Source organism: Algoriphagus persicinus, assembly GCF_035156415.1.
In the GTDB taxonomy this organism is placed as follows: domain Bacteria; phylum Bacteroidota; class Bacteroidia; order Cytophagales; family Cyclobacteriaceae; genus Algoriphagus; species Algoriphagus persicinus.
On the sequence record NZ_JAYEEY010000001.1, the window covers coordinates 265,464 to 289,661 of the forward strand.

Annotated in this window: 17 protein-coding genes and 1 tRNA gene; 10 read left to right on the top strand and 8 right to left on the bottom strand. The window is 41.8% G+C overall.

Annotation, left to right across the window (positions count from 1 at the left end; translation table 11 throughout):
* Positions 1-20: 20 nt before the first annotated feature.
* Both U3A58_RS01165 and U3A58_RS01170 read left to right on the top strand, forming a co-directional pair.
* Positions 21-1,295: a hypothetical protein gene (locus U3A58_RS01165; protein WP_323821534.1), complete on the top strand. Its 1,275-nt coding sequence runs from the start codon at positions 21-23 to the stop codon at positions 1,293-1,295.
* A 67-nt stretch (positions 1,296-1,362) separates the two neighbouring features.
* A complete protein-coding gene (locus U3A58_RS01170; RefSeq protein WP_323821535.1) occupies positions 1,363-1,956 on the top strand; it encodes a hypothetical protein in 594 nt (197 codons plus the stop codon).
* A gap of 74 nt (positions 1,957-2,030) precedes the next feature.
* Here the strand turns inward: U3A58_RS01170 and U3A58_RS01175 are convergent, their stop codons facing one another.
* From U3A58_RS01175 to U3A58_RS01190, 4 genes are all read right to left on the bottom strand, one after another.
* A complete protein-coding gene (locus tag U3A58_RS01175) occupies positions 2,031-2,417 on the bottom strand; it encodes a VOC family protein (protein WP_323821536.1) in 387 nt (128 codons plus the stop codon).
* A 128-nt stretch (positions 2,418-2,545) separates the two neighbouring features.
* A complete protein-coding gene (gene glgP / locus U3A58_RS01180) occupies positions 2,546-4,204 on the bottom strand; it encodes an alpha-glucan family phosphorylase (protein WP_323821537.1) in 1,659 nt (552 codons plus the stop codon).
* A gap of 207 nt (positions 4,205-4,411) precedes the next feature.
* Entirely contained in the window at positions 4,412-6,073 is a 1,662-nt protein-coding gene (locus U3A58_RS01185; protein ID WP_323821538.1) for a carboxylesterase/lipase family protein, read from the bottom strand.
* A gap of 243 nt (positions 6,074-6,316) precedes the next feature.
* Positions 6,317-6,568 carry a hypothetical protein gene (locus U3A58_RS01190; RefSeq protein WP_323821539.1) on the bottom strand — a complete coding sequence of 84 codons (252 nt, stop codon included), beginning with the start codon at positions 6,566-6,568 and terminating at the stop codon, positions 6,317-6,319.
* Between the two features lie 188 nt (positions 6,569-6,756).
* Here U3A58_RS01190 and U3A58_RS01195 point away from each other — a divergent pair, with 188 nt between their 5' ends.
* From U3A58_RS01195 to U3A58_RS01215, 5 genes are all read left to right on the top strand, one after another.
* Positions 6,757-8,178 (top strand): MBL fold metallo-hydrolase, encoded by a 1,422-nt coding sequence (locus U3A58_RS01195; protein ID WP_323821540.1) that lies wholly within the window; start codon positions 6,757-6,759, stop codon positions 8,176-8,178.
* Positions 8,179-8,254: 76 nt separating this feature from the next.
* Positions 8,255-8,575, top strand: a complete 321-nt coding sequence (locus tag U3A58_RS01200; protein ID WP_323821541.1) for a rhodanese-like domain-containing protein — start codon at positions 8,255-8,257, stop codon at positions 8,573-8,575.
* Positions 8,576-8,748: 173 nt separating this feature from the next.
* A complete protein-coding gene (locus U3A58_RS01205; protein WP_323821542.1) occupies positions 8,749-9,891 on the top strand; it encodes an ATP-binding protein in 1,143 nt (380 codons plus the stop codon).
* Between the two features lie 166 nt (positions 9,892-10,057).
* Positions 10,058-10,711: a Crp/Fnr family transcriptional regulator gene (locus tag U3A58_RS01210; RefSeq protein WP_323821543.1), complete on the top strand. Its 654-nt coding sequence runs from the start codon at positions 10,058-10,060 to the stop codon at positions 10,709-10,711.
* A 60-nt stretch (positions 10,712-10,771) separates the two neighbouring features.
* Positions 10,772-11,167, top strand: coding sequence for a nuclear transport factor 2 family protein (locus U3A58_RS01215; RefSeq protein WP_323821544.1), 396 nt, complete (start codon positions 10,772-10,774; stop codon positions 11,165-11,167).
* A 132-nt stretch (positions 11,168-11,299) separates the two neighbouring features.
* Here the strand turns inward: U3A58_RS01215 and U3A58_RS01220 are convergent.
* The 4 genes from U3A58_RS01220 to uvrA form a co-directional block, all read right to left on the bottom strand.
* A tRNA-Val gene (locus U3A58_RS01220) sits at positions 11,300-11,374 on the bottom strand.
* Positions 11,375-11,530: 156 nt separating this feature from the next.
* Positions 11,531-11,899: a nucleotidyltransferase domain-containing protein gene (locus U3A58_RS01225; RefSeq protein WP_323821545.1), complete on the bottom strand. Its 369-nt coding sequence runs from the start codon at positions 11,897-11,899 to the stop codon at positions 11,531-11,533.
* Positions 11,889-12,299 (bottom strand): nucleotidyltransferase substrate binding protein, encoded by a 411-nt coding sequence (locus tag U3A58_RS01230; RefSeq protein WP_323821546.1) that lies wholly within the window; start codon positions 12,297-12,299, stop codon positions 11,889-11,891. Before U3A58_RS01230 ends, U3A58_RS01225 begins: the two co-directional genes overlap by 11 nt.
* 202 nt (positions 12,300-12,501) lie before the next feature.
* Positions 12,502-15,318, bottom strand: coding sequence for an excinuclease ABC subunit UvrA (gene uvrA / locus U3A58_RS01235; RefSeq protein ID WP_323821547.1), 2,817 nt, complete (start codon positions 15,316-15,318; stop codon positions 12,502-12,504).
* A 309-nt stretch (positions 15,319-15,627) separates the two neighbouring features.
* On the opposite strand from uvrA, the gene U3A58_RS01240 reads away from it, so the two are divergent.
* From U3A58_RS01240 to U3A58_RS01250, 3 genes are all read left to right on the top strand, one after another.
* The gene (locus U3A58_RS01240) at positions 15,628-20,739 is read left to right on the top strand and encodes an adenylate/guanylate cyclase domain-containing protein (protein WP_323821548.1); all 5,112 of its coding nucleotides are present in this window, start codon (positions 15,628-15,630) and stop codon (positions 20,737-20,739) included.
* A gap of 67 nt (positions 20,740-20,806) precedes the next feature.
* Positions 20,807-22,606, top strand: coding sequence for a hypothetical protein (locus U3A58_RS01245; protein ID WP_323821549.1), 1,800 nt, complete (start codon positions 20,807-20,809; stop codon positions 22,604-22,606).
* The gene (locus U3A58_RS01250) at positions 22,603-24,165 is read left to right on the top strand and encodes a hypothetical protein (RefSeq protein ID WP_323821550.1); all 1,563 of its coding nucleotides are present in this window, start codon (positions 22,603-22,605) and stop codon (positions 24,163-24,165) included. The genes U3A58_RS01245 and U3A58_RS01250 overlap by 4 nt, the downstream gene beginning before the upstream one ends.
* Positions 24,166-24,198 lie beyond the last annotated feature (33 nt).

Below are 24,198 nucleotides of genomic sequence, written 5' to 3' on the forward strand. Positions count from 1 at the left end.
AAAAAACAAATTATAATCAGATGAAATTATCTACTTTAACCGCAGGGAGTTGTTTCCTTCTAGGGGTGGTGCTGACATCCAGCATTGCTATCGCTCAAGAAAAAACAGAGCTCCAGTATTTTCGCCAAAACAGTAAAGAGGGATTGAATGTCTTTGAATCTCCTAAAGAAAAAGGAGGCGATTTTGATAAGGTTCGTGTGTTTGTGGGCGGTGATTTTTCGTTGCAATTTCAAGCAATCGATCACTCCAATTCACTGAATAATCTGGTAGAACTGGGTTCCAACTTCAATTTGCCTTCCGCAAACCTGAATATCAATACTCAATTAGCAGATGGATTAAGATTGCACTTAAGGACATATTTGTCTTCCAGGCATCATAACGAATCATGGGTAAAAGGTGGTTATCTTCAAATAGACCGACTGGGATTTATACAAGAAGGGTTCCTAGATGGGATCATGGATTATACCACGGTTACATTTGGTTTGGATGAGTTTAATTATGGTGACGCACACTTTCGAAGATCCGACAATGCTCGGGTAATCTTTAATCCATTTATAGGAAACTATATCACGGATTCATTTTCCACTGAAGCATTTGGCGAAGTGACTGTCCAAAAAGACGGTTTGATTGCGGTACTTGGCCTCTCGAATGGTAAGCTGAACCAAAATGTAATCGTGAATGATAATGCGGATAACAAAGTGTCATTTTACGGAAAACTGGGTGTGGATAAGCAGCTCAATGAAGATTTCAGGTTCAGACTTACAGGTTCTTGGTACTTAAATAATGGTACCACGACTGGGTCTTGGTTATATGGAGGAGATAGAGCTGGTGGACGGTATTATGGCATTTTGCAACCATTGGAAGGATCAGGGAATGATTTTGAAGGAAGATTCAATCCTCGATTCAAGCAAATGACTGCATTCCAATTGAATCCATTCATTAAATACAAAGGGCTGGAGTTCTTTGGGATTTTAGAATCTGTAGGAAATTCTGAAGAGCAGGGCAATGGAAATTTTACCCAACTTTCAGGGGAGCTTCTTTACCGCTTTGGAGGAACCGAGCAATTTTACCTGGGGGGTAGATACAATACTGTAAAGGGTAAAAACAAAGACTCTGATTCTTCAGAAATTGTAATAAGCAGAGTTAATATAGGAGGTGGATGGTTTATGACTAAGAATGTGATTGTCAAGCTGGAGTACATGAATCAGGAATATAAAGGCGGATTTGGTGCCACTTCCGTTTATAACGGCGCGAAATTCGACGGTGTGAATATCGAAGCTGCCATCAGTTTCTAAGCTTTCTACACAATGTAGCCGAGTCGGGTTAGCTTTTTAATCCGACTCGGCTTTTTCAATACAAAACATGCAGATACTACTTTTACTTATCATAGCCTACTGGTCATCGCTGAACACTACAACGGAAGTCTTCGAGGTAAAAACCTGGAAAATAGATTCAGGTAGTGTCATCGAAATCGCAGGCAGTACTAATATCTCCGATTTTCGATGCGAATCGAAGAAGTATCAAGGTGGAGAGGTTTTAAAGGAGACATACTTTCCAGAAAGGGATATATCCGAATGGAGCGGAGTAATTACTTTAAAGACCATCAATTTTGATTGCTTCAATGCGATTATGACTCATGACTTTAGAGAAACACTCCAGATAGAGGATCATCCTACGATCAGTGTGCGCTTTCTGAATCTGGTCAAAGATTCAGAAAATATAAATCAGGAGAATCTCCTTGGAGAAGTGGAAATCACTCTTGCCGGAGTATCTAAAATCTATCCCATTTCTTGCGTTTTTCTAGCTAAAAATGGAGGAAAAGCTCTTTTGGCAGGGGAACGTAAATTAGCATTTACAGATTTCGAAATCAATCCTCCCGTGAAGTTATTTGGAGCGATCAAAGTGAGGGATTCTATAGAAGTTAACTTTGGACTGGTACTGGAAGAGCTAATGTGATGGTTCGGATTTTTAACATTAGGATGGCCCAAACTTCGGTAGTGTAATAGCATCTCTTAAAATGAGCGAATTAGTTAACTCGTGATTTCAATCCAATTGCCTTCTGGGTCTTCAATCACACTTTCAAAATACCCATCTCCGGTAGTCCGAGGCTCACCGATTATTTTACATCCCTGTGTACGAAGTTCTTCTGTCTTTGCGAGGACTTTTTCTTTGGTTCCTATGGAAATAGCGAAGTGCGCAAGCCCCGAAACCAGTCCTCTTGGAAATGAAGCTTCCTGAATGTTGTTTTTCTTCATTAGTTCGATTCTAGCTCCAGTTGAAAAGCTAAGAAAATAGGAACTAAATCCCTTGGTGAGATTTTCATATTTATCACCCGAGGACATGTAGAAAGACTCGCAATACCAGTCTTTCATGTGTTCCAAGTCATCGACCCAAATTGCCAGATGTTCTAGTTTCATGTGTTTATATTTTGATTCTTCCAAATTAGAGAATCATTTTTAGTTAAAGTGACAAATGCTCATTTAAAGGAAGAAAGGCCCAGGCAACAGGAAGAGCTGGGCTTTTTGGAGATTGGAAAGTTTGGAAGCTATCCTTTATACATAATGTCATAATATTCCTTCGCCATGCGGTTACTTTCGAAATGTGCCTCCACATCTTTCATTCCTTGTTGCTGAATTTTTCTCCATGCATTTTTATCGCTGTAATAAGTAGGAATAATCTCCTTTTCTAAGACGTTATACATGTTTTGGAGGTCAAAATTGTCCTGATCCGAAATACTCAAATTTTCATAGTCAGCTGTAGGAACGATGAAGCTGTTTTTGCCATGATCTGCAAATTCACTAATCCAGCCGTCAAAGGTGCTGAAATTCACTGCCCCATTCATGGAGGCGGTCATTCCGGAAGTGCCACTTGCTTCTCGCGGAACACGTGGAGTATTTAGCCAAATATCTGCAGCTTGCTTTAGTCGCTTGCTGAGCGACAATTCATAGGTAACGCACACTGCTACACTTGCATATTTCTTGCTTAGATGCACTAGTTGGTTGAAAACGGAAATAGCTCCATAGTCCGAAGGATAGGGCTTTCCTGCCCAAATTACCTGAATAGGCTGGTCATTATTATTGAGTAGTGCTTCGAATCTTTTCAAATCATGGGTAATCAGGTCTGGCCTCTTATATCCGGCAAAGCGTCTCGCCCAAACTACCGTCAGCACTTCCGGATTAAGTACCTGCCCAGTCTGATCAGCCACAAGTTCAAATGCCCGTTTTTTCAAAAACCTCTTTCTGTCATCAAACTTTTCGGCATTGCCTTCCTCCAGGTACTGATAGAGCTGCTTGTCAGCCCAGTACTTATAATTCTGAGAATTGGTAATCGAGGTGATTTCCGGAATATCAGGGTATTTGCTCCACATTTGTCGGCTCACTTCTCCGTGTAACCTGCTCACTCCATTTGCTTTGCGGGCAAACCTAAACGCCGCCAAACTGTGGTTGAAGAAATCTCCCTCCATTCCAGTCAAGTCCCTGACTTCATTCAGAGAAAAACCATCAAAGTAGCCCATTTCCTCGCAGAGATAGATGTCATGCTTTTCATTTCCGGCTTCTTCAGGTGTGTGGGTAGTAAATACTAAGCGCTTTCTCACCTCCTCTTTAGAGCCAAATTTCCTCATCAGGTGAAATACCAAACTTACCCCATGTGCTTCGTTGAGGTGATAGACTTCTGGGTTGAAATTCAATTCATCGAGCAATTTGGCTCCACCAATTCCCAGCAATATAAACTGGGCAACTTTGGCAGCAGTATCAGAATCGTAAAGCCGGTGGGTGATGGTTTGGCTTAAATAGTCGTTCTCAGGCAAGTCCGTACTCAAAAGGAATAACGGTGCACTTTCAAAAGTTTGCGGCGCTAAATACCAGGCCTTAACCCACACGGGGTTGCCGTGGATAGTGATTTGGTATTTGATTCCCGTGTCTTCGAGAAAGCTGTAGATCTTTTCATACCACTCCGTTTTCATGGTTTGGTCCTGATTTCTACTTTGATCGTAGTAGCCATATTTCCACAAAATTCCGATACCAATCAAGTTTTGCTTCAATTCAAATGCGCTACGCAAATGAGATCCTGACAAGAAACCCAGCCCCCCACTGTAGATTTTCAGAGGTTGGTGTACGGCAAATTCCATGGAGAAATAAGCTACCCTTTTGGTGTATTCTGGATCAATCGCATAGGGAACACTGTAATTTCTAAAGTCAGTCATAGTGAATTGATTATTTCGCCAATTTAGTTGAAATCAGAAGACTAGCCGCATTAATCAGGTGAGTGATTTGGTGAAATTTTAGGCGATTTCAATTATTAACATGCTCTTTCATTTGTGCAGAAAAGCTGTAAAATGCACATATAGATGTGCACAATGTAAACGCAGAACTGATATAGTTCTGCGTTTCAGGTTTAGGAAAAAGAGAAGTTAAGCTGGCAAAGCAGCTAATCCATTACCATCGGGCTTGTTTTTTAAAACAGGAGTGTCCTTCAAAATCATAGTCTCGCCGTTTTCAGGAGAGTATGCCGTCCACTTTGGAAGAGTACCAGCATTTGGATTGCCTGTTCTCATGAAGGAGAGGAGAGAAGCGGACATTTTCTCGGAAAGTATTCGTGGTCGATCACCGCCACCAGTGTGGGTGTACATCCGGGCTGTATTGTCAAACCAAAAGCAGATATCTATGCAGTGAAAGGCCTTCATTCTACCGCTATATAGATCTGGCTCCCAGCCGAACCAAGCCAGGTAAACAGGGGCTTTTTGCTTGGACTTTGCGTTTGCAGTACTGATTGCGCCTTTTCTGTTGGACAAAATCATCGCCCAGAGATCAGCGGGAGACGCATCTGGGAAGTCTTTGCGGTAAGCTGTAATTACTTTATCTGTGTCCGATCCAAAATTTGGATTCAGTTTCTCAGCGACTCCAGCCCAATCGATTTTTTCCAATTCCGGTGAAGTCCTTGTGGGATTCCACTCGTGAAAAGTAGTACAAATCATTAATGGAATGTCCGAAGCCAAGCCGTTTGGATCAGAGAAGAACTCACCTTCTGGGATATTTACTCCATCAGCTACTGGGCTAAAACCCCCTCTGAAACCGGGCAGCGGATGATCCTTGCGCATTTTTGCCATGGCTTTATTCGCGATGTCTATGTATTCTCTCCAAGTCAAGTCCTGCAACTTATCCACAGTGTCAGGAGTCAAGCCTGCTTCTATCATTACATATTCACCCAAGGTGCGCGAATATTCTTGATTAGAAGCCTGAAGCATGGATCCACTGAGCGCGACACCTTTGTGTACAAGACCTTTTGCCGCGGGCATAGCCATCGTTGCCGTGACTTTAGCCCCGCCGCCAGACTGGCCCATGATGGTGACATTTCCGGGATCTCCTCCGAAATTCGTGATGTTATCCCGCACCCATTCGAGAGAAGCGATGATATCCAGTTGACTGACATTTCCAGAAGCAGCGTACTTGGATCCGCCTACGCCGGAAAGATCCGTGAAGCCAATCGGCCCAAGTCTATGATTGATGGAGACGAATACCATATCTCCGTTTTTGCTGAGATTTTCGCCATGATACCCGTCTTGCTCAATGCCATTTCCATTGGTAAAGCCTCCGCCATGCAGCCAAACTAATACGGGTCTCTTCTTACCATCTAGAGCTGGTGACCAGACATTCAACTTGAGGCAATCTTCACTTACATCATCGTAGTTCCAGTGATCGGCAAAGGAATAATCTGGATTTGAATAGCGGTTGTCCATTATCTGAGGAGCAGTATTTCCCCACCAAATGGTTGGCTTCACTTCAGTCCACGGTGCTGGTTTTTGGGGAGGCATAAATCGGTTTTTGCCAGAAGTATCTGCGCCGTAGGGAACACCTAAAAAAGTGTAAACATCATGGAGGATAAAACCTCTGACTTTGCCTGAATCCGTATTAGCGATGGCAATATCATCTCCGATTTGAAGAATTTGGTCTCCGCTGGCAGCTGGTTTGGAAGATGGATTTGCATGGGAGGAAAAAGGTACTGTAGCGGCCAAACCCAGTCCTGCAGTTCCTACACCGACTTTTTTAAAGAACTCGCGTCTATTGTTTTTCATGGTTTTGGGGTTTATTGTAAAGGTTTGATTGTGATCAAAATATACTCCAGTATTTCTTAAGTAGTACAGTTCGGTGACAATTCTCTTAGCAGTATTATTTAAGTGGATAAATATTGTTTCAAAATGAAAAAATAGGATGGGAATACAAAAAAACCGACCACTATCCAGCAGTCGGTCTTGATACTTATATCTAGAAATCTCACTAAATTTCTAGGTTCTTGAATCTAATCTCTTGTCTCCATCTTACTGTCGGACCATAAAGATCGCGTTACTCAAAACGAGTTTTCCTGCTTCCCAGAAACCTCTAAAAATCGGATCATCTACGAAGTAAACAATCTCGCCACGACCTACAGTTTCTATTCTTCTTACCCTGGCATTTACACCATTGTCTAAGTAAGCAAATCTGCTAGCGTAGTTTTTCAAGGTGTAATTTTTTCCACCAGTTCCATATCCTGCTTGAACATAGAGTAGGATTCGCCACGATGGATAAAGCAAATCAAAGCGCTCTTTGGTAAAGTAAAAGTGTCAGATTGCTCCAATCCCAGTTGTACAATTCATTTTAGAAAATCCCAATCCAACATAATGAAAGTAAATGTGCAATGTGACAAAAGTTGCTGAACGACAAAATCAAAAGCCAGTTCTTTGCAGTATTAAATCGAAGTTTAATCACAATAATTATAGCGATGTATTTCCAACATGTATATGATAAATCCCTGGCACAAGCAAGTTACTTCATAGGTTGCCAGGCAAAAGGTGTAGCAATAGTAATTGATGCCCAGCGGGACATGGATGTTTACTTGGAGATAGCCAAGCAAAACAATATGAAGATTACGCATATTGCTGAGACACATATTCACGCAGATTTCCTGAGTGGTTCTAGAGAACTGGCTTCGGTGACTGGTGCGAAAATGTATCTATCGGATGAAGGGTCAACGGAATGGCAATATGAATTTGATCATGAAGGCCTTCGTCATGGCGATACGATTAAAGTCGGAAACCTTAGTTTAGAAGTGCTTTTTACTCCTGGTCACACTCCTGAGAGTATCAGTTTTCTATTGACAGATCATCCTGCCACCGACAAACCAGTTATGATTTTCACGGGTGACTTTGTCTTTGTAGGAGACGTAGGAAGACCGGATTTGCTTGAAAAGGCCGCTGGCTTAATAGGGACTCAGGAAAAAGGAGCTAAACAGATGTATGAGTCTGTTCAGCGATTTGCAGAACTTCCAGAGTACGTTCAGGTTTGGCCAGGACATGGAGCAGGATCAGCCTGTGGCAAAGCGCTAGGATCCGTTCCTAGCACAACGGTGGGTTATGAGAAAATCAGAAATTGGGCATTCCAATATGCTTCCGATGAGGAGGGGTTCGTGGCTTATTTGTTGGATGGACAGCCAGAGCCACCGAAGTATTTTGCGATGATGAAGCAACTGAACAAGGTGGATAGGCCTTTATTGGTAGAAGTGCCCAAGCATCCAAAGCTTGGTAAAGATCAATTTCTATCTGCATACAAGGATGGGTTGAAAGTAATTGATACGAGAGATAAAGCGGATTTTGCAAAAGGCTTTTTGCCAAACAGCATCAATATCCAAGGCAATAATTCCTTCTCTACTTGGGCAGGTTGGTTGCTCAATTATCAAGAACAGTTTGTTCTCGTAGCTGCAGAAACTCAGATGGAAGAGCTTACACGAAAACTGATGCGTATTGGTCTTGACAATAGCTACGGATTCATTGATGAGGTCACAGAGGTAGATGTGGAGCTTCAGATTGCAGATGTGATTGATATTGAAGAGTTCAAATCTCTGGTGGGAAAAGATAATGTGCAGGTAGTCGATGTGAGAAATAGGACAGAATATGATGCCGGTCATGTAAGGGGTGCAGACCATGTGTTTGTAGGGACTTTGCCAGATAATCTGGACAAAATCAGTAAGGACAAACAGGTAGTAATTCATTGCCAAAGTGGAGACCGAGCAGCTATTGCTTATTCACTCTTGAGAAAGAATGGATTCGAGAATATTAAAAACTACCCCGGAGGAATGAAAGAGTGGTCAGAAAAAGGAAATGAAATCGAGCATGACGAAAGCGACACACAGAGGGATGTTTATTGACCATGCGAGATTCCATGTGGCCTTTAAAAAACAAATTATAAACACATGAAACAGTTAAAAATTAAACTATCATATTATGAGTTTTTTATCAGCAATTTTCGGAAGTAAAGACAACAGTGAATTGAAAGAGGTAATCGAAGGAGGAGCATTTCTGGTAGATGTTCGTTCCGCCGGCGAATTTGCTTCTGGATCTGTCAAAGGAGCGGTAAATATCCCCTTGGATAAGATTGTTAGTCAATTGACCAAATTCAAAGGCAAGAATAATATCGTTGTCTTTTGCCAGAGTGGCAACCGCAGTGGACAGGCGAAGAGTATTTTGGATAAAAATGGTGTTCTAAATGTCATTAACGGAGGCTCTTGGAGCAATGTCAATCAATGCGTAGGCGATGTAAAATAACGAGTAACAGATAATAAGTAGGAAGCGACAGTTAGGATATTTACGTTAGAACTGCCTTATTTTACCATGAAAATAGTAAATTAAACTTTCGATTTTCATGGTAAAATTATTTTTTATTCAGTATAATTTGGATACGTTTACCATGAAATACGTAAATCATACCTTCGGTTTTCATGGTAAAAGAAAGGAAAATATTCGCTCTACTCCAGGAATATCTCTCGATTTTTCCAGCTGTTGGTCTCCTGGGACCAAGACAGGTAGGGAAAACTACGCTCGTCAAAAACCTGAAACTCGACAAGGACAGCATTTACATAGATCTGGAAAAAGCCTCCGACCGCGCTAAATTGGTGGATGCGGAGCTCTTTCTGAAAGCACAGGTGGATAAGACGGTGATTCTCGATGAGATCCAATTGATGCCTGAGCTTTTTGCAGAATTGCGAAGTCTGATCGATGAGCAGCGTGAGCCGGGTAGATTTATTCTTTTGGGCTCGGCATTACCGGATTTGAACCGCAAAAGTGCCGACTCACTTGCTGGCAGAATTGGATACTTGGAACTGACACCTTTTTTCTGGGAAGAAGTGGCTGCGGATGAGTTGGAAAAGCTCTGGATTCGTGGAGGATTTCCGTTATCGTTTTTGGCTAAAAGTGAGAGAGAGTCACAGTTGTGGCGGCAGAACTTTATCAAGACGTATCTGGAAAGAGACTTGGCGCAGATAGGATTGAGTACCGATCCAAGGCTGGTGGAGCGATTTTGGATCATGCTCGCAAATGCGCAGGGAGGGATCTGGAATGGAGAAAGTTTTGCTCGTGCATTGGGAATTACACGTCCTACGGTAAACCGGTTTTTGGAATACTTGGAGGGCTCTTTTATGGTTCGTGTGCTGCCCCCATTTCATCAGAATATCAAAAAGCGCCTGGTAAAATCTCCCAAAGTCTTTATACGGGATGCAGGTTTGCTGCATTCGCTGACGGGGGTAACTTCCATGGATTCCTTGATTAATCAGGTGTTAATTGGTGCTTCTTGGGAAGGCTTCGTGATTGAGCAGATTACGGCAACTTTCGGGCAGGAGTATGATTATTATTTCTACCGGACGCATCAGGGAGCAGAATGTGATCTGCTTTTGGTAAAAAATGGTCAGGTCAAAACTGCTATCGAAATCAAAAACACCCTATCCCCAAAACTCACCAAAGGCCTACAGATCTCCATGGAAGATACTGGAGCTGAAAATGGTTTTGTGATTTGCAGAATTGAAAAAGGTTTTCCGCTGTCGGCTAAGGTAAAGGCGATGGGATTGAGGGAGTTTTTGGAGAGGTAAATGGTTCGAGTCTCAGGACATGTGCCACACTGAGGTTAGTGATCAGTATTCAGTCGCAGTGATCCGCGGCTGATCACTGCGAATGCAAACTTTCTAAAACTTCTTTCTTCGGATTATTCTGGTTGAGTCTGCAGACTTGGACTGATAGAAATGCTGTTTCCTGATTGTGAAAAATGGTATTCAAGAAATTAAAATTGAAGGAGTTAATGATTTTATGAATAAGGAATCAGAGAAGTATTTTAAAAAATTCAGGTTGCATATTGAAAAATATGTCAAAATCGGAGATCCTGAAATGGCCGTAATTAGCGACTACTTTTCCATTAAAAGAATAGGAAGGAAAACCGATCTCCTTGAACCGGGTAAGATTTGCCGCTTCGAAAACTTTGTTGTTTCGGGTCTATTTCAAAGTTCAGTGTTAGACGAGTCGGGAAAAGTATATACACTGAATTTTCCTCATGAAGACTGGTGGGTTGGCGATTTCAAAAGTTTTAGTACTAGATCGCCTTCCATTATGCGAATTGAAGCTCTAGAAGATGCTATTTTGCTTGAAATATCAAAAAGTTCTCTCGATGAATTATTGGCGAATTCTCCACCATTCGCAAGTTATTTTAGGATTCTAAGTGAGAATTCAAGTATTGCTGCCAATGATCGTATTATCACTCAATTGTCACAACCTGCGGAACAACGTTATGAGTTGTTTTGCCAGAAATATTCTGCGATCAAAGACCGTTTATCCCAGAAGAGAATTGCTTCCTTTTTAGGGATTTCTCCAGAATATTTCAATCAGATCGATAAGAGAAAGAAAGCTCAAAAATCTTAATCTAGTTAAAGTTAACTAGCATTCTGTTGTGGTAGTTTTGTTCAACTTAACTGAGAAAAGATGACTGGAAAGCACCCAAACATTCAATTAATCGAAAGCTTTTTCTACGCGTATTCGACCGCTGATTTTGAAGGGATGAAGCAGGTAATGTCTACAGAAGTCAAATGGCACATTCCAGGAAAGCATCCATTTAGCGGGACGAAAAATGGGATTAAGGAACTAATGGAATACTTGGAAAAGCTCAATCAATTTGGCTTCAAAGCCGAGCAGATTGTAATGGGCGTGAATGACAATTATGTAATTGATTGTCACAGAAATTGGAGCACTTCAAGTGGGTCAGTGGTACTGAACGCGATGTCTTGTTTGCTGTGGAAGATTGAGGATAATAAGATTGTTGAGGTTTTCAATTTTCCGCAGGATCAACACATGGTTGATATTTTTTTTAATTCAATTTAAAGACATGAGTCTTTAGACTTGTGCTTGGAGGCACACACTCCCACAAAATAAGATTTTACTTAGTGATGTAACTTTGCTATACTCTCTGGGGCAAAAAGTTGGTAAGTAGTTATAAAATCCGGAGAGAAAATGTGGGACCTAGGGGATTCGAACCCATGACCTCTGCTCTGTCAACGCAGCGCTCTAAACCAACTGAGCTAAGATCCCAAAAACTAATTCGAATATAGTAAACCTTCGAGGTTTTGAAAACCTCAAAGGTTAAACAAAAGCCTCTCTCCAGGATTTCGCAGTATAATTATCCTTTTCTCTATTCCTATCTTCAGGAGTTTCGGCAAAGGTCAGGTACCACCTTTATTTCCTCCTTCATGCCTCTGAAATGGATTTAGAAACTTTGCCCAATTCACGCAATCCAAGTTGCTTACTTCGTCTATAAACCTCAATTCCGACTTGATCGATATGCTTGAGAAGAGTAGGCTCTTTGATAGAGTGGTAGTTTAGCACATCGAATTTATAGGGCATATTAGTTTCTTCGTTCAGCAAATAGCTGATTTGGCTAACCGTGTTAAAATCCAACTTTTCCCCTTTAAGAGCAATATCCACATCACTGCCATTTTTGTAATTCCCCTTGGCACGGCTTCCAAAGATGTATGCACTTTCTACCCTGGACTGACTACTCAGTGTCCTTATAATAGATTCTACATCAGTATCTAAAAGTCCGAATTTATTTTTCATTTAGCTTTTCTTTGAAACTGAGAAGCAAGGCTTTCAATAAAGGGAAATATTTATTGCTGATCAATTGCTCCATATCGGAAGCCTTTTGCTCATCGTAAGTATGTGCAGTCAGATTTCTATCCTGCAATAAATCCATCCAGGCGTGTCCATTTTCCAGAATATTCATTTCGAATGCTTTTTTTAGGGCACTCCTTGGTGACTTGATATCCACAAAACCTTGCTCTTCCAGGTAGTCTTTTACCATGTTCCATGCTAATTCAAAACTCATTTCAAAAAAGTGAATAATCCCTGCTTTCTGGACTATATCAGGGTGAGGGATTTGAAGCGAATTTTCCAAATGATTCATCGCCTTTCTGAAATTAGCAAAGCGTTGTATCCAGCGTACATCTTCGTTAGACATTGTAATTTATGGTCTCAGTGAGGTCAAGCTAAAATAAGGCTTTATTTTTAGATTTACTGGAATGCTTTTCGATGAAAAACAAGTTGGCAAAGTGTTCAGACTTGCGCTACTGACCATTTAGACTTATCATGAAATTCAAAAAGAAATCCCCTTCGATCAGCGTTATTTTTCTGCGACAATCTGCGAGGAAATCAAGAAAGTCCTAAACAAAAGCCTCCCTAAGATACTTTGCCGTATAATTCCCTTCTTCCTTCATCATATCCTCAGGTGTACCTTCAAATGTCAGGTAACCGCCTTTGTTTCCGCCTTCCGGTCCCAGATCAATCACCCAATCAGCGGATTTGATCACTTCAGTATTATGCTCGATGATAATCACAGAGTGGCCCTGGTCGATCAGCGCATTGATGGAGTGGAGGAGTTTCTTGATGTCGTGGAAGTGAAGTCCAGTCGTAGGTTCATCGAAGATGAATAGAATGCGATCACCAGCTTTCGTGCCGCCTTTTCCCAGAAAAGATGCCAGTTTCACCCGCTGTGCTTCCCCGCCTGAGAGTGTGTTGGAGCTTTGACCCATGCCTATGTAACCCAAACCAACTTCTTGAAGCGGCTGAAGTTTATTTATGATCTGGGTTTTTCCTTTGAAGAACACCAGCGCTTCGTCAATAGTCATAGTCAGGACATCTGATATGTCCTTGTCCTTGTATTTGACGTCCAAGATCTCATTCTTAAATCGCTTGCCTTTGCAGGATTCACAAGTCAGGTGAATATCTGCCATGAACTGCATCTCTACAGTTGTGATTCCTTCTCCGGCACAGTTTTCACAGCGTCCACCGTCCACATTGAAGGAGAAAAATGCTGGTTTGTAGCCTCGTTGCTTGGAGATAGTTTGGTCTGAGAATAATGTTCTGATTGCATCATACGCTTTCACGTAGGTCACAGGATTGGAGCGGGAAGACTTGCCGATGGGATTTTGATCCACAAATTCCACTTGGGAAATGGCCTTGTAATCACCTTCGATTTTGTCATATTTTCCACTTTCATCTATGACCGTTCCCAGCATTTTTCCTAAGGCTGGATACAGTACCTTTTTGATCAAGGTGGACTTGCCCGAGCCGGAAACTCCGGTAACAACTGTAAGTGTATTAAGCGGGAATTTGACGGAGATATTTTTTAGGTTATTTTCCCTAGCACCTTTTACCCTGATGGAATCTTTCCACTTTCGGTTTCCATCTTTTTTGAAAATCTGTTCTTCACCACGAAGGTATTTTGCAGTATAAGTCTGTGCTGAAGCCATAAGATCTTCAATAGTTCCTTGGAAAAGTAATTCTCCTCCATTTACCCCGGCATCTGGTCCGATATCGATGATTTGATCTGCGGCCTTCATCACTTTTTCCTCATGCTCCACTACGATCACCGTGTTGCCCATGTCACGAAGAGATTTCAACACATCCACCAAACGGTCTGTATCTCTAGGGTGAAGTCCAATGCTCGGTTCATCCAAAATATACATCGATCCTACCAGTGCAGATCCTAAAGAAGTGGCAAGTTTGATGCGTTGAAATTCGCCCCCAGAAAGTGAGGAAGTCAAGCGATTCAAGGTCAAATACCCCAAGCCAACTTGATCCATGTATTCCAATCGACTCTGGACTTCTTTCAAGAGACGATTCGCGATCTTCGCCTGATGTGGAGGAAGTTCAAGCGTATTGAAAAATGGCAATGCCTCATCAATAGGCATCAAGACAATATCGATAATGGATTTATCTGAGATTTTGACGTAAGAGGCATCTTTGCGTAAGCGAGTTCCCTTGCAATCGGGGCAGGTGGTGCGTCGGCGAAATCGAGATAGCATTACGCGATATTGGATCTTGTGGGTTTTGGTTTCTAGATCCTTGAAAAATGCATCCAATCCTTTGAAATACTTGTTGCCTGTCCAGAGAAGGGCTTTTTCCTTCTCATTCAGATCCTCATATGTTCGGTGGATCGGGAAATCAAACTCAATTCCTTTTTTCAAAAGAGGCTCAAGCCAACTGCGGGATGATTCTCCTCGCCAAGGAGCAATAGCTCCTTCATACACTGATAAGTCTTTCTCAGGAATGACCAAGTCCGGATCAATTCCCAGCACATTTCCAAAACCTTCGCAAGTTCTACAGGCTCCAAAGGGATTGTTGAAAGAGAAGAAGTTTACTGAAGGAATCTCGAATTGCATCCCATCAAGTTCGAATCGATCAGAAAAACTCTTGGTCTCCATCCCCGGAACGGTGATTTTACAATCTCCATGACCTTCGAAGAGTGCTGTCTGTACAGAATCAGCAATTCGGAACTGATTGTCCTCGTCTTCCTTATTCACAGCTACCCGGTCGATCAGAATTTCATAACTTCCTTTGGGGATCTTCTTCTCCTGAAGCATATCTTCCACAAAATAGGCTTCATTATCGATCAAAATCCTAGTGTAGCCTTTTTGCAAAAGCAATTCCAGCTCCTGATTGATCTTTCTTCCACGCTCCATTTGCAGCGGACAGGAGATCATGACTTTTGATCCCTCATCAAAAGACTGGACGTAATCCACGATGTCTGTGACGGTGTGGTGCTTAACTTCCTTACCGGAAACCGGCGATATGGTTTTTCCTACCCGGGAGAAAAGTAGCTTCAGATAATCATAGATTTCTGTGGTAGTTCCTACGGTGGAGCGAGGGTTTTTGGTATTGACTTTTTGTTGGATTGCTATTGCAGGTGCCACGCCTTTGATGTATTCCACATCTGGCTTTTCCATTCTGCCCAGAAACTGCCGGGCGTAGGAACTGAGGCTTTCCACATACATTCGTTGTCCTTCTGCAAAGAGCGTATCGAAGGCCAGGGAAGACTTTCCGGAACCGGAAAGTCCTGTCACTACGACAAATTTATTTCGGGGAATTGCGACGCTGAGGCTTTTCAGGTTGTTCACCCTGGCATTTTTGATGATAATAAACTCTTTGGGATCGAGAGAATCGATGTCTGTTTTAGCGGATAAGGTGCTCAAAGTCATAGCTGGCAAAGTTACGAAAGGAACAGCCAAAGTCAGGGAAAAGTTGGAACGGTTGTTTATTTAATGTTACAGAGCTTGAACTGAGCCAACTTATAAGCAATTTAAAGCCGTATGTTGGTACCAATATTGAGCGTTGAAATTGACGTTTAAAACATTATAAGGGTAATGAAATACAGATTTGACACAACGTTGTATTTAAAATAATTTCCAAAATTTTGTACTTTACTAAGATACATCTAGTAAATTGTAGAGTCATTTTTATTAAATCTGCCAACTACCTTGTTTTCAACTTCACCATACTTTTTTTGAATGTCTGATCTTAGATTTAACATATTGGATAAGGTTCGAGAGAATTCAAGATACATCGTATATAAAGCGCATCGTGTCAAAGATTCTAAATCTGTAACAATTCAGACCTTTCGTTCTGCCTATCCTACTTTTCGAGATCTGAATCATATGAAGCAGGAATTCTCTATTCTTTCTAAGCTTTCGCACCCCAATATTGTACAGCCTATTGGAATGGAGCATTTGGAGAATCTCCCGATTCTGGTCAACGAGGATGTTACAGGAGAAACTCTTGCTGAATATGTGAAGAAAGGCAGGATGGACTTGATCAAGTTCCTGAAAATATCAATTGGGATCACCAAGGCAGTACTTTACCTACACAGTAAGAATATTATCCACAAAAATATCAACCCTGCTAATATCATTGTCGATAGTAATGGGGATATCAAAGTTTGGGGTTTTGATTTTGCCATTGAGCGGGGTAGGGATTTGAACTATTCTAATGTCAGTGAGGCTCTTGAACTGGGTCTTCAATATATTTCACCTGAACAAACTGGCCGAATGAACCGACCAATTGATCATAGGACGGATCTATATTCTATTGGAGCAGTATTGTATGAAATGATCACTGGGCGTCCTGTTTTTAAGCCTACTGATCCTGTGGAGTTGATGCATGCGCATTTGGCACTTTTGCCAGAATCCCCTCGCAAATTCCGTGATGATATTCCGGAGGTTTTGGAAAAGTTGATTCTCAAACTATTGAAGAAGAATACTGAGGAAAGATACCAGGGCTGTTCAGGATTATTGAATGATTTGCAACAGTGTTTGGATAGACTTTTGGATATCAATGAGGTTTCTGATTTCAAACTTGGTACTCAGGATCATTTGGATCAGTTTCAGATCTCTTCAAAAATCTATGGAAGAGATGATGATTTGGCGCAAATGCATGAGATTTTCAAGCGGGCGAAAAACCAGAAAGCTGAATTGGCCCTTGTGAGTGGGTATTCGGGTGTAGGAAAATCAAGCTTTGTACGTGAGTTTCAAAAATATATAGACCTAGCAGGAGGATTTTTCATTTCGGGTAAATTTGAGCAATACAAGAAGAATCCTCCTTTGAGTTCTCTTTTATTGGCGTTAAATGATCTGATTGATCAGATTTTGATTCGAGGTGAAGAGCAACGAACCTACTGGAAAAACAACGTAATAAAAGCAGTGGGGAATTCAGGTCAGCTGCTCATCGATATCATGCCTGATTTGGAGCATTTGATAGGCTCTCAGCCTGAGGTTCTAAGCTTACCCATGACCGAATCCAAAAATCGGTTTAATCAGGTTTTTAATAATTTCATCCGCTCATTTGCCAGCCAGGATCATCCGATGTGCATATTCTTGGATGATTTGCAATGGCTGGATACGACGACCAGGCGATGGCTGGAGACCACTCTTCAGGATCAAAGTCTGAAACACCTGCTGATTATCTGCGCTTATCGCGAAAATGAGGTTTCTCCATCTCATCCCTTGATGTTGATGCTGGATAGGCTAAAGTCCCATGATGTAACAACCAGTCTGATAGATTTAAAGCCTCTTGATCAGAACTCGGTGGCCGAAATAGTCTCAGATTCCTTGTCTATTTCTGTAGGAAAAAGTGCTGAACTGGCTCAAATTATCTTCAGAAAAACGCTTGGGAACCCATTTTTTATCCGACAGTGCCTACTCACACTTTATGAAAGCGGGGCAATAAACTTATCTCAAAATACTCAGCACTGGACCTATAGTGCAGAAAAAGCATATCGTGTAAAAATCAGCGATAATGTCATCGACTTGATGGCTGAATTGTTTTTCAGACTTCCTGCTGAGGTTCAAGTGACACTTAAATATGCTTCTTGTATAGGTAACACGTTCTCCATAGAGATTCTTAGTGGATTAATCGATATCAGTGAAGAGGAACTGGACATGCAGCTAAAGCTTGCCGAGAAGCTGTGCATCATAGAAAACATCAAAACCAAAGAGCGGTCCGGTGATGATGATTATGGATTTCAGCATGACAAAATCCAACAGGCTGCACTTGGAATGCTTCCAGATCAAGAGAAAAAAGAGGTTCGATATGCTATCGCCAAGAGTATCACAGCTAAGCTCGGTAACATAGAGAAATCAGATCACATCTATACCGTCACAGACCATTATAATTTTGCACAAAGTCTGATTAGCGATGAGGCAATTCTTAAAAAGGTTGTTTCGATGAATATTGCCGCTAGTGTCCGCTCCAAATATGCAAATGCCTATGAATCTGGGTTGATTTATATTAGAACCGCGATGGAGTTGGTAGAGGGAAAGAACCTCACTGTACCTAAGAAAATGCTTAGTGATCTGAATTTGCAGCGTGCAGAATCGGAGCATCTTGTCGGAAATAACGAAGTGGTAGAGGAGTTTTTCGATAAAGCCTTAAGCTATACCGATGATGTAATTGACAAGGCAAGAGTCACCATTCGAAAAATCCAGTTCTTAAATAATATTCGAAATTTCGAAGCTGCATATAAAGCTTGTAGAGAGGTTACGGCAGAATTGGGAGTGAAAATTCCATCAAGTTTTTCTCCTCCGAGTTTGGCGATTGAATTTGTGAAATATAAAAGCTTGCTTGGCAATCGCGACGTGGATGACCTGATTAATCTGCCGGAAATGCAGGATGAAAAGCTCAAAACGGCGATTTTGTTGATGGCAGCGGCAGGACAATCTGCTTTTCAGATTCGTCCAGAGCTTTGTGTTTTAGTATGTGCCATCATGGTGAATCTTTGTCTAAAGCATGGAAACACAGACGGTGGGTTTATTGGGTTTTTGGGTTTTGGGCCTGTTTTTCACAGTGGGATACTTGGTTTTAGAACTACCGGGTATAAAATCGGACAGCTGACTTTGGCACTGGTAGAAAAATACCACAGCTATGGGGCAAGGGCTGAAGCTAATTTTGTGACTGGCTATTTTGCTATTCCCTGGAGAAAGCCCGCGCTGGAAATGGAAACTTATTGGCAAAATGCCTACGAATGTGGATTGGAAGTTGGGGATCTCTTTCATGCGAGCTGTGCGAGCTGCGCGATGATTCAAAGTCATTTTATGCGAGGGGTCCAATTTGATTCAATTTTGGATTCAAGCGCAGCCTATTTGGATTTTCTCAATAGAATTCAACTGGAAGAGGCTATTCTTACGATGGCTGCTGTAAATCAAGCCATTAAAAACCTCAAAGGTCAGACGGTAAGTAGCCTTTCTTTCTCCGATCAAAGTTTTGACGAAGAGCAATATATCCAACAGTTGGGAGGATTTAATTCCCGGCATTTTGCCCATTTTTATTACATCAATAAGATGCAATCGCTCTATCTATGGGAGGAATACGAAGCGGCTTACAAAGTGTCTCTGATCTCTGACCAGTATTTGAAGGATTCCCCAGGAATGCTTCATACAGCTGAGCATTATTTCTACAAAGGGCTTATTCTGGCAGCACTGCTGCCTTCTGCACGAGCTAGGGATAGGTTCAAATGGAAGCGGACTTTGAGCGGAATTGTGGATAAGTTTAAAAAGTATTCTCGCCATAGCCCCAGTAATTTTGAACATAAATATGAGCTGCTGGCAGGAGAGCTTGAGAAGGTGAATGGCTCAATAGATGGCTCCCAAAAACATTATTATCGTGCGGTGGAAGCAGCAGAAAATTACGAATATCTCCAGATTCAGGCTTTGGCCAACCGAAGATTATTTGAACTCCATCTCATTGGGGATAAGAAGAAAATAGCAGCGATTCATTTGAGCGATGCGGAGTATAGCTATGATTTGTTGGGAGCAAAAGGTATTGCTGACTTGATGGCGTCTAAGCGAAGTTTAAGTAATTTTTCGCAGAAAGAATTCAGATTTGGTCAGCGAGCTGATGATAAAAGTACCACGCAGAAGTTTTCTAATCAGGATTTGGATTTAAAATCGGTGATGAAATCGTCTGAGGCAATTTCTAAGGAAATCCGACTGAAAGATCTACTGACAATCTTGATGAGAATCATCATCGAAAATGCAGGAGCTCAGCGCATGGTATTGTTACTGAGAAATGAGGATGGGTTCACTGTGCAATCAGAATCATGTACCAAATACCCTGAACCGAAACTTTTTGAAAACCTTCCTTTAAAAGGCTTTGACTCCATTGCAAAGGAAGTCGTTTACTATGTGGTCAAAAACAATCAAAACGTCATTCTGGACAATGCTATGCAAGATCCACGCTTTGCAAAGGATACTTATATACAGCATGACAAGCTAAAGTCTATCATGTGTGTACCGCTGATGAAGCAAAATGAAGTCACAGGAATCATCTATCTGGAAAATAGCCTGATAGAAGGAGCATTCACTACTGAGCGATTGAATCTGATCAATATTCTTTCCAGTCAAATGGCCATTTCTCTTGAAAATGCCCTTCTCTATCAAAACATGGAGGATAAAATCCATTTGCGAACAAAGCAACTCAATGAGGAAAAGGAAAAATCAGATCATTTGCTGTTGAATATTCTGCCACCTGAGATAGCCTATGAATTGAAAAACCATGGAGCTTCCAAAGCGAGACACTTTAATAATGTCAGCGTCATGTTTACGGACATTGTAAATTTCTCGGGACTATGCGAGAAGCTTTCTGCTGAGGAGCTGGTGGCAGAATTGAACTACTTCTATTGTGAGTTTGACAGGATTGTGGATAAGTACGGTGTGGAAAAGATCAAGACTGTGGGAGATAGTTACATGTGCGCTGGCGGATTGAATCTACAGAAGGAATTTGATGCTGCAAATATCATTTTGGCAGCTTTTGAGATTAACGACTTTATTAATGCACATGCACAATTTAAAATTGCTGATGGAAAACCCGCGATAAGTATGCGGATTGGAATTCATACCGGACCTGTGATAGCCGGAATAGTTGGTTTAAAGAAATTCGCTTATGATATCTGGGGTGACACGGTGAATATTGCCTCCAGAATGGAAACAGCTGGTCAGGCAGGCAAAGTCAATATCAGTGGTTTTTCCTATGAGTTGATCAAGGATAAGTTCGCTTGTTCCCCACGTGGAAAAATTGAAGTTAAGAACAAGGGGCTTGTGGAAATGTATTTTGTAGAGAGTAAAATTTGACCCGTACTTTTTGAGTGGTTGGGTCAGTTGAGTGATAAAATTTAATATTCATTTTAAGCCCAATTTTATGAGTTACTTATCCTATCCCAGGATCAATTTTTACGGTAGATTTTTTACAGATCCATCCACCGTCAATAATGACCCTACCCATTATGAAGTAGAAAATACCGTTCCATCTCCCTGGCAAAATCCGAATGGGTTGCATCGCTTTCAGCTACAGGAATGCTCTCTAGTCTCCACTATTGGAGCAAGTGGTGAAGTATCTGATCCACTGGTAAACCTTCCTTTTATCACTACAGACAAGCCTTCTTCGGCGAAAATTGCCGATATCGATGTTTATCAGCAAGGTGTGCCTACCATTTACGGTATGCAGGTCAGTATCCCTATTTCTGATGGTGTGAGTCTTACCGGATTGGTCGATTCAGCTGTGTTGAATCAACTATGGTGGGTGGCAGTTTTAGCGACTCGCGGCTGGCAAGACTCAGACTATATGATGGATAGCTTTGGTGGAGATATGAATGCCTGTGGAGTTTATCAGTCTGTCATTCGAGTGCCGCAAGCTACTTGGCCAGATGATTCTGTTTCGCCTGTTCTAGCTTTGCTAAAAAGTCGCACAACTCTTGAAGACGGAAATTACCTGATCTCTATGCGGTTTGTAGTCGATGGTTATCGCAATGTGCCTGAGGATGTAAATTACCAAACCGGTAGAATTACAGGGTCATTAGGGCCAGTGATTGGCTCAGAACCTCGATATAATCCAGGAGCTAGAATGTTGGCTGGTAGAACTCAGGACAAAAGTGATCCTTGGAATTGGCCGATGTTTAACACCTGTCCTTTTGTCATCGATCAAACCCGAAAACTTCTTATCCTAGATCTTGCAAATGGCATTTGTCGGCAAAATGCTGGAGGATCTCCGGTAGATTTGGGGAATTTGACTGCTTATATTATGCTGGCGGATAATTCCAAGGTGTCCCTTGGCGGAGTAGATTATTCTGAGTTTTGCTATAATCTCTATTCTCATATTGTTGAAATGCCGTTGACGGATGCACTGTTGACTCAGGCTCTTGCTGGTTCACTTAGCTTTACGATGTCAAGAACAGATATAGGCCCACAAGTGGTTTTCCAAGAGAATATTTTGCAAACGAATATAGAAGTGGAGGTTCGGCCAATCCGTATGTCAGGTTTCCCAGGTACCACATCTTCGACGAGAGTCTATGTAAGTAGGCTTCAGGAACCTTTGGTTGGGAAGCAATTACAGGTGGATGTGGTGAGTGTGCATGGCAATACTCCTGGGGCTACAGTTCCACCGAGTAATCCAGGAAATACTCCACAAGCAGATGGAGCTATTGAAGCTGCTATTTCACCGACTGATGCGAATGGATTTGCCACCGTGATTATCAATGTGCTCTCCGATCCAGGCTCACGGACTCCACAGCTAGACGGTCAATTGTATTTTATCAACGTCACAGATCCGGATCAGTTGGTATCTGAGCCTATTTCCCAAAGTGCCATGATCTCTTGTCTGGTTTGGTCTGCTTACCCAATCAATGAAAATCCTACTTGGCCGGAAATCCAGGAGATATTCACGGGTTATGTGAAGCTGTTTCCGGGAATGACAGAGAAGATCAACCTGATCGATTATAATTCTTTTCAGACTTTTGCACTAAACCCTCCTTTTGGTTTATATCAGGCTCCTCCAGGTCCACTTGGGATTGATGCAGGAGCGATTCCTTTTTTCATGAGTAGAGAGGTCACTGACCCTAGGTATATGCCTGTGACGAGAGATATGTCTCCAGAGCGAACCATGACGGTTTTATATTATGTAAAGAATATGCAAGACAACCCTATTACTCCTCCAACCTCATGAAAAGATCAAATCTAGTATTATTTATAGCTGTAGGGATTAGCACAATTACTTTTTCTAGCTGTGCTACTTCTGAGAAAACTGAGGATAAAGCCAATTCAGATGTCTTAATGTCGAAAGCAGCGTTGGACTCGAATGAAGTAGCAAATGCTTTACCTTTTACCATTGAATTTGTGGAGCAAAACTATGGAGCAAAAGCTGCTTTACCGAGTTTGCAATCGTACGCGAGTGCAATGAATCAGGCAGGGGAACTATTCATTGCCGGAGGAAGAAGACAGGGACTACATACCTTTAACCCTGCGCCAGCCAATAATTTTGTAAAAGACAGCGCCAATAACTTCTTGTTTATCATAGATCCTGTTGCAGGTGATCAATGGTCTTTTGATGTGAATCAGCTGGGAGATGAACTATCAGCGCCGCTTCAAGCTACCAATCTACAGTCTTATCATGATGAGGCTTCGGACTATATGTATATCGTGGGTGGTTATGGTTGGAAAGCCGATGGCTCAAACATGGTGACATTTGGGACAGTGATTCGATTTAAACTCGAAGATGTATCTGCGGCAATCAAATCAGGTGCCTCGGCAAGTAGTATTAAGTCTATGATGCAGATCGGAAAAGACGATAGACTGGCTATCACCGGAGGAGAATTGTTTATGCTGAATGGCAGCTTCTACTTGGTTTTTGGACAAAAGTTTGACGGGCAATACCGAGCCTTTGGTGGAACAGATTTCACTCAGGAATATTCTAATCAATTCAGGGTTTTTAGGCTGGACCCTCAAACGCTCAAAGTTACCGCATACGGAGCTACTCCAAATTCAGGTGCAGATCAACCTTTTCACCGTAGAGATGGAAATATCCTAGAAAGCATAGATCCAACGACGGGAATGGAGAATATTACCGCTTTGGGGGGTGTGTTCCGGCCAGGAATTATTGGCGGCTATGATTATCCGATTTTTATCTCAGGCTCATCGGGTGTGGCTATGGACTCAGCTGTTCACCAGAGATTCAGTCAGTATGAATGTCCTGTGATTACAGTATATAATGAAACTGCCCAGGATACCTCGGTTTATCACACCATGTTTGGGGGAATAAGTATGTATTATTATTCGCAGACACCCGATCAGCGAGCGGCATTTGATACCGTGACGGCTCAAGGCAGAAATGATGGACTGCCGTTTATTGCTGATATCAGCACCTTTCAGAAATCCAGCTCTGGCACTTATCAGGAATTTATTCAGCCAAACCCAATTCCTGGAAATCGACTTTTAGGCTCAAGTATTACTTTTATAGAAAATAGAATTCTAGAAGCTGAGCTAATGGCTTTTGATAATGGAGTGATTAGATTGAGCAACGTACCTTCTGGAGAGAAGATTTTGGCTGGTTATATCTATGGTGGAATCGAGGCTCAGTATCCATTCCCAAGCATTCCAAATGAAGGAACCTGGGTTTCCAACTCAGTTTTTGCGGTCTATGTGACCAATTTACCTTCAGGAGCTATTCCAGCTAGTTTTGCCATAAAAGCCAGAAATGGCGCTCCGCTGACTAGATTACCTCACTAAATTGAAGCCTGCTTAGTTTTGAACTGAGCAGGC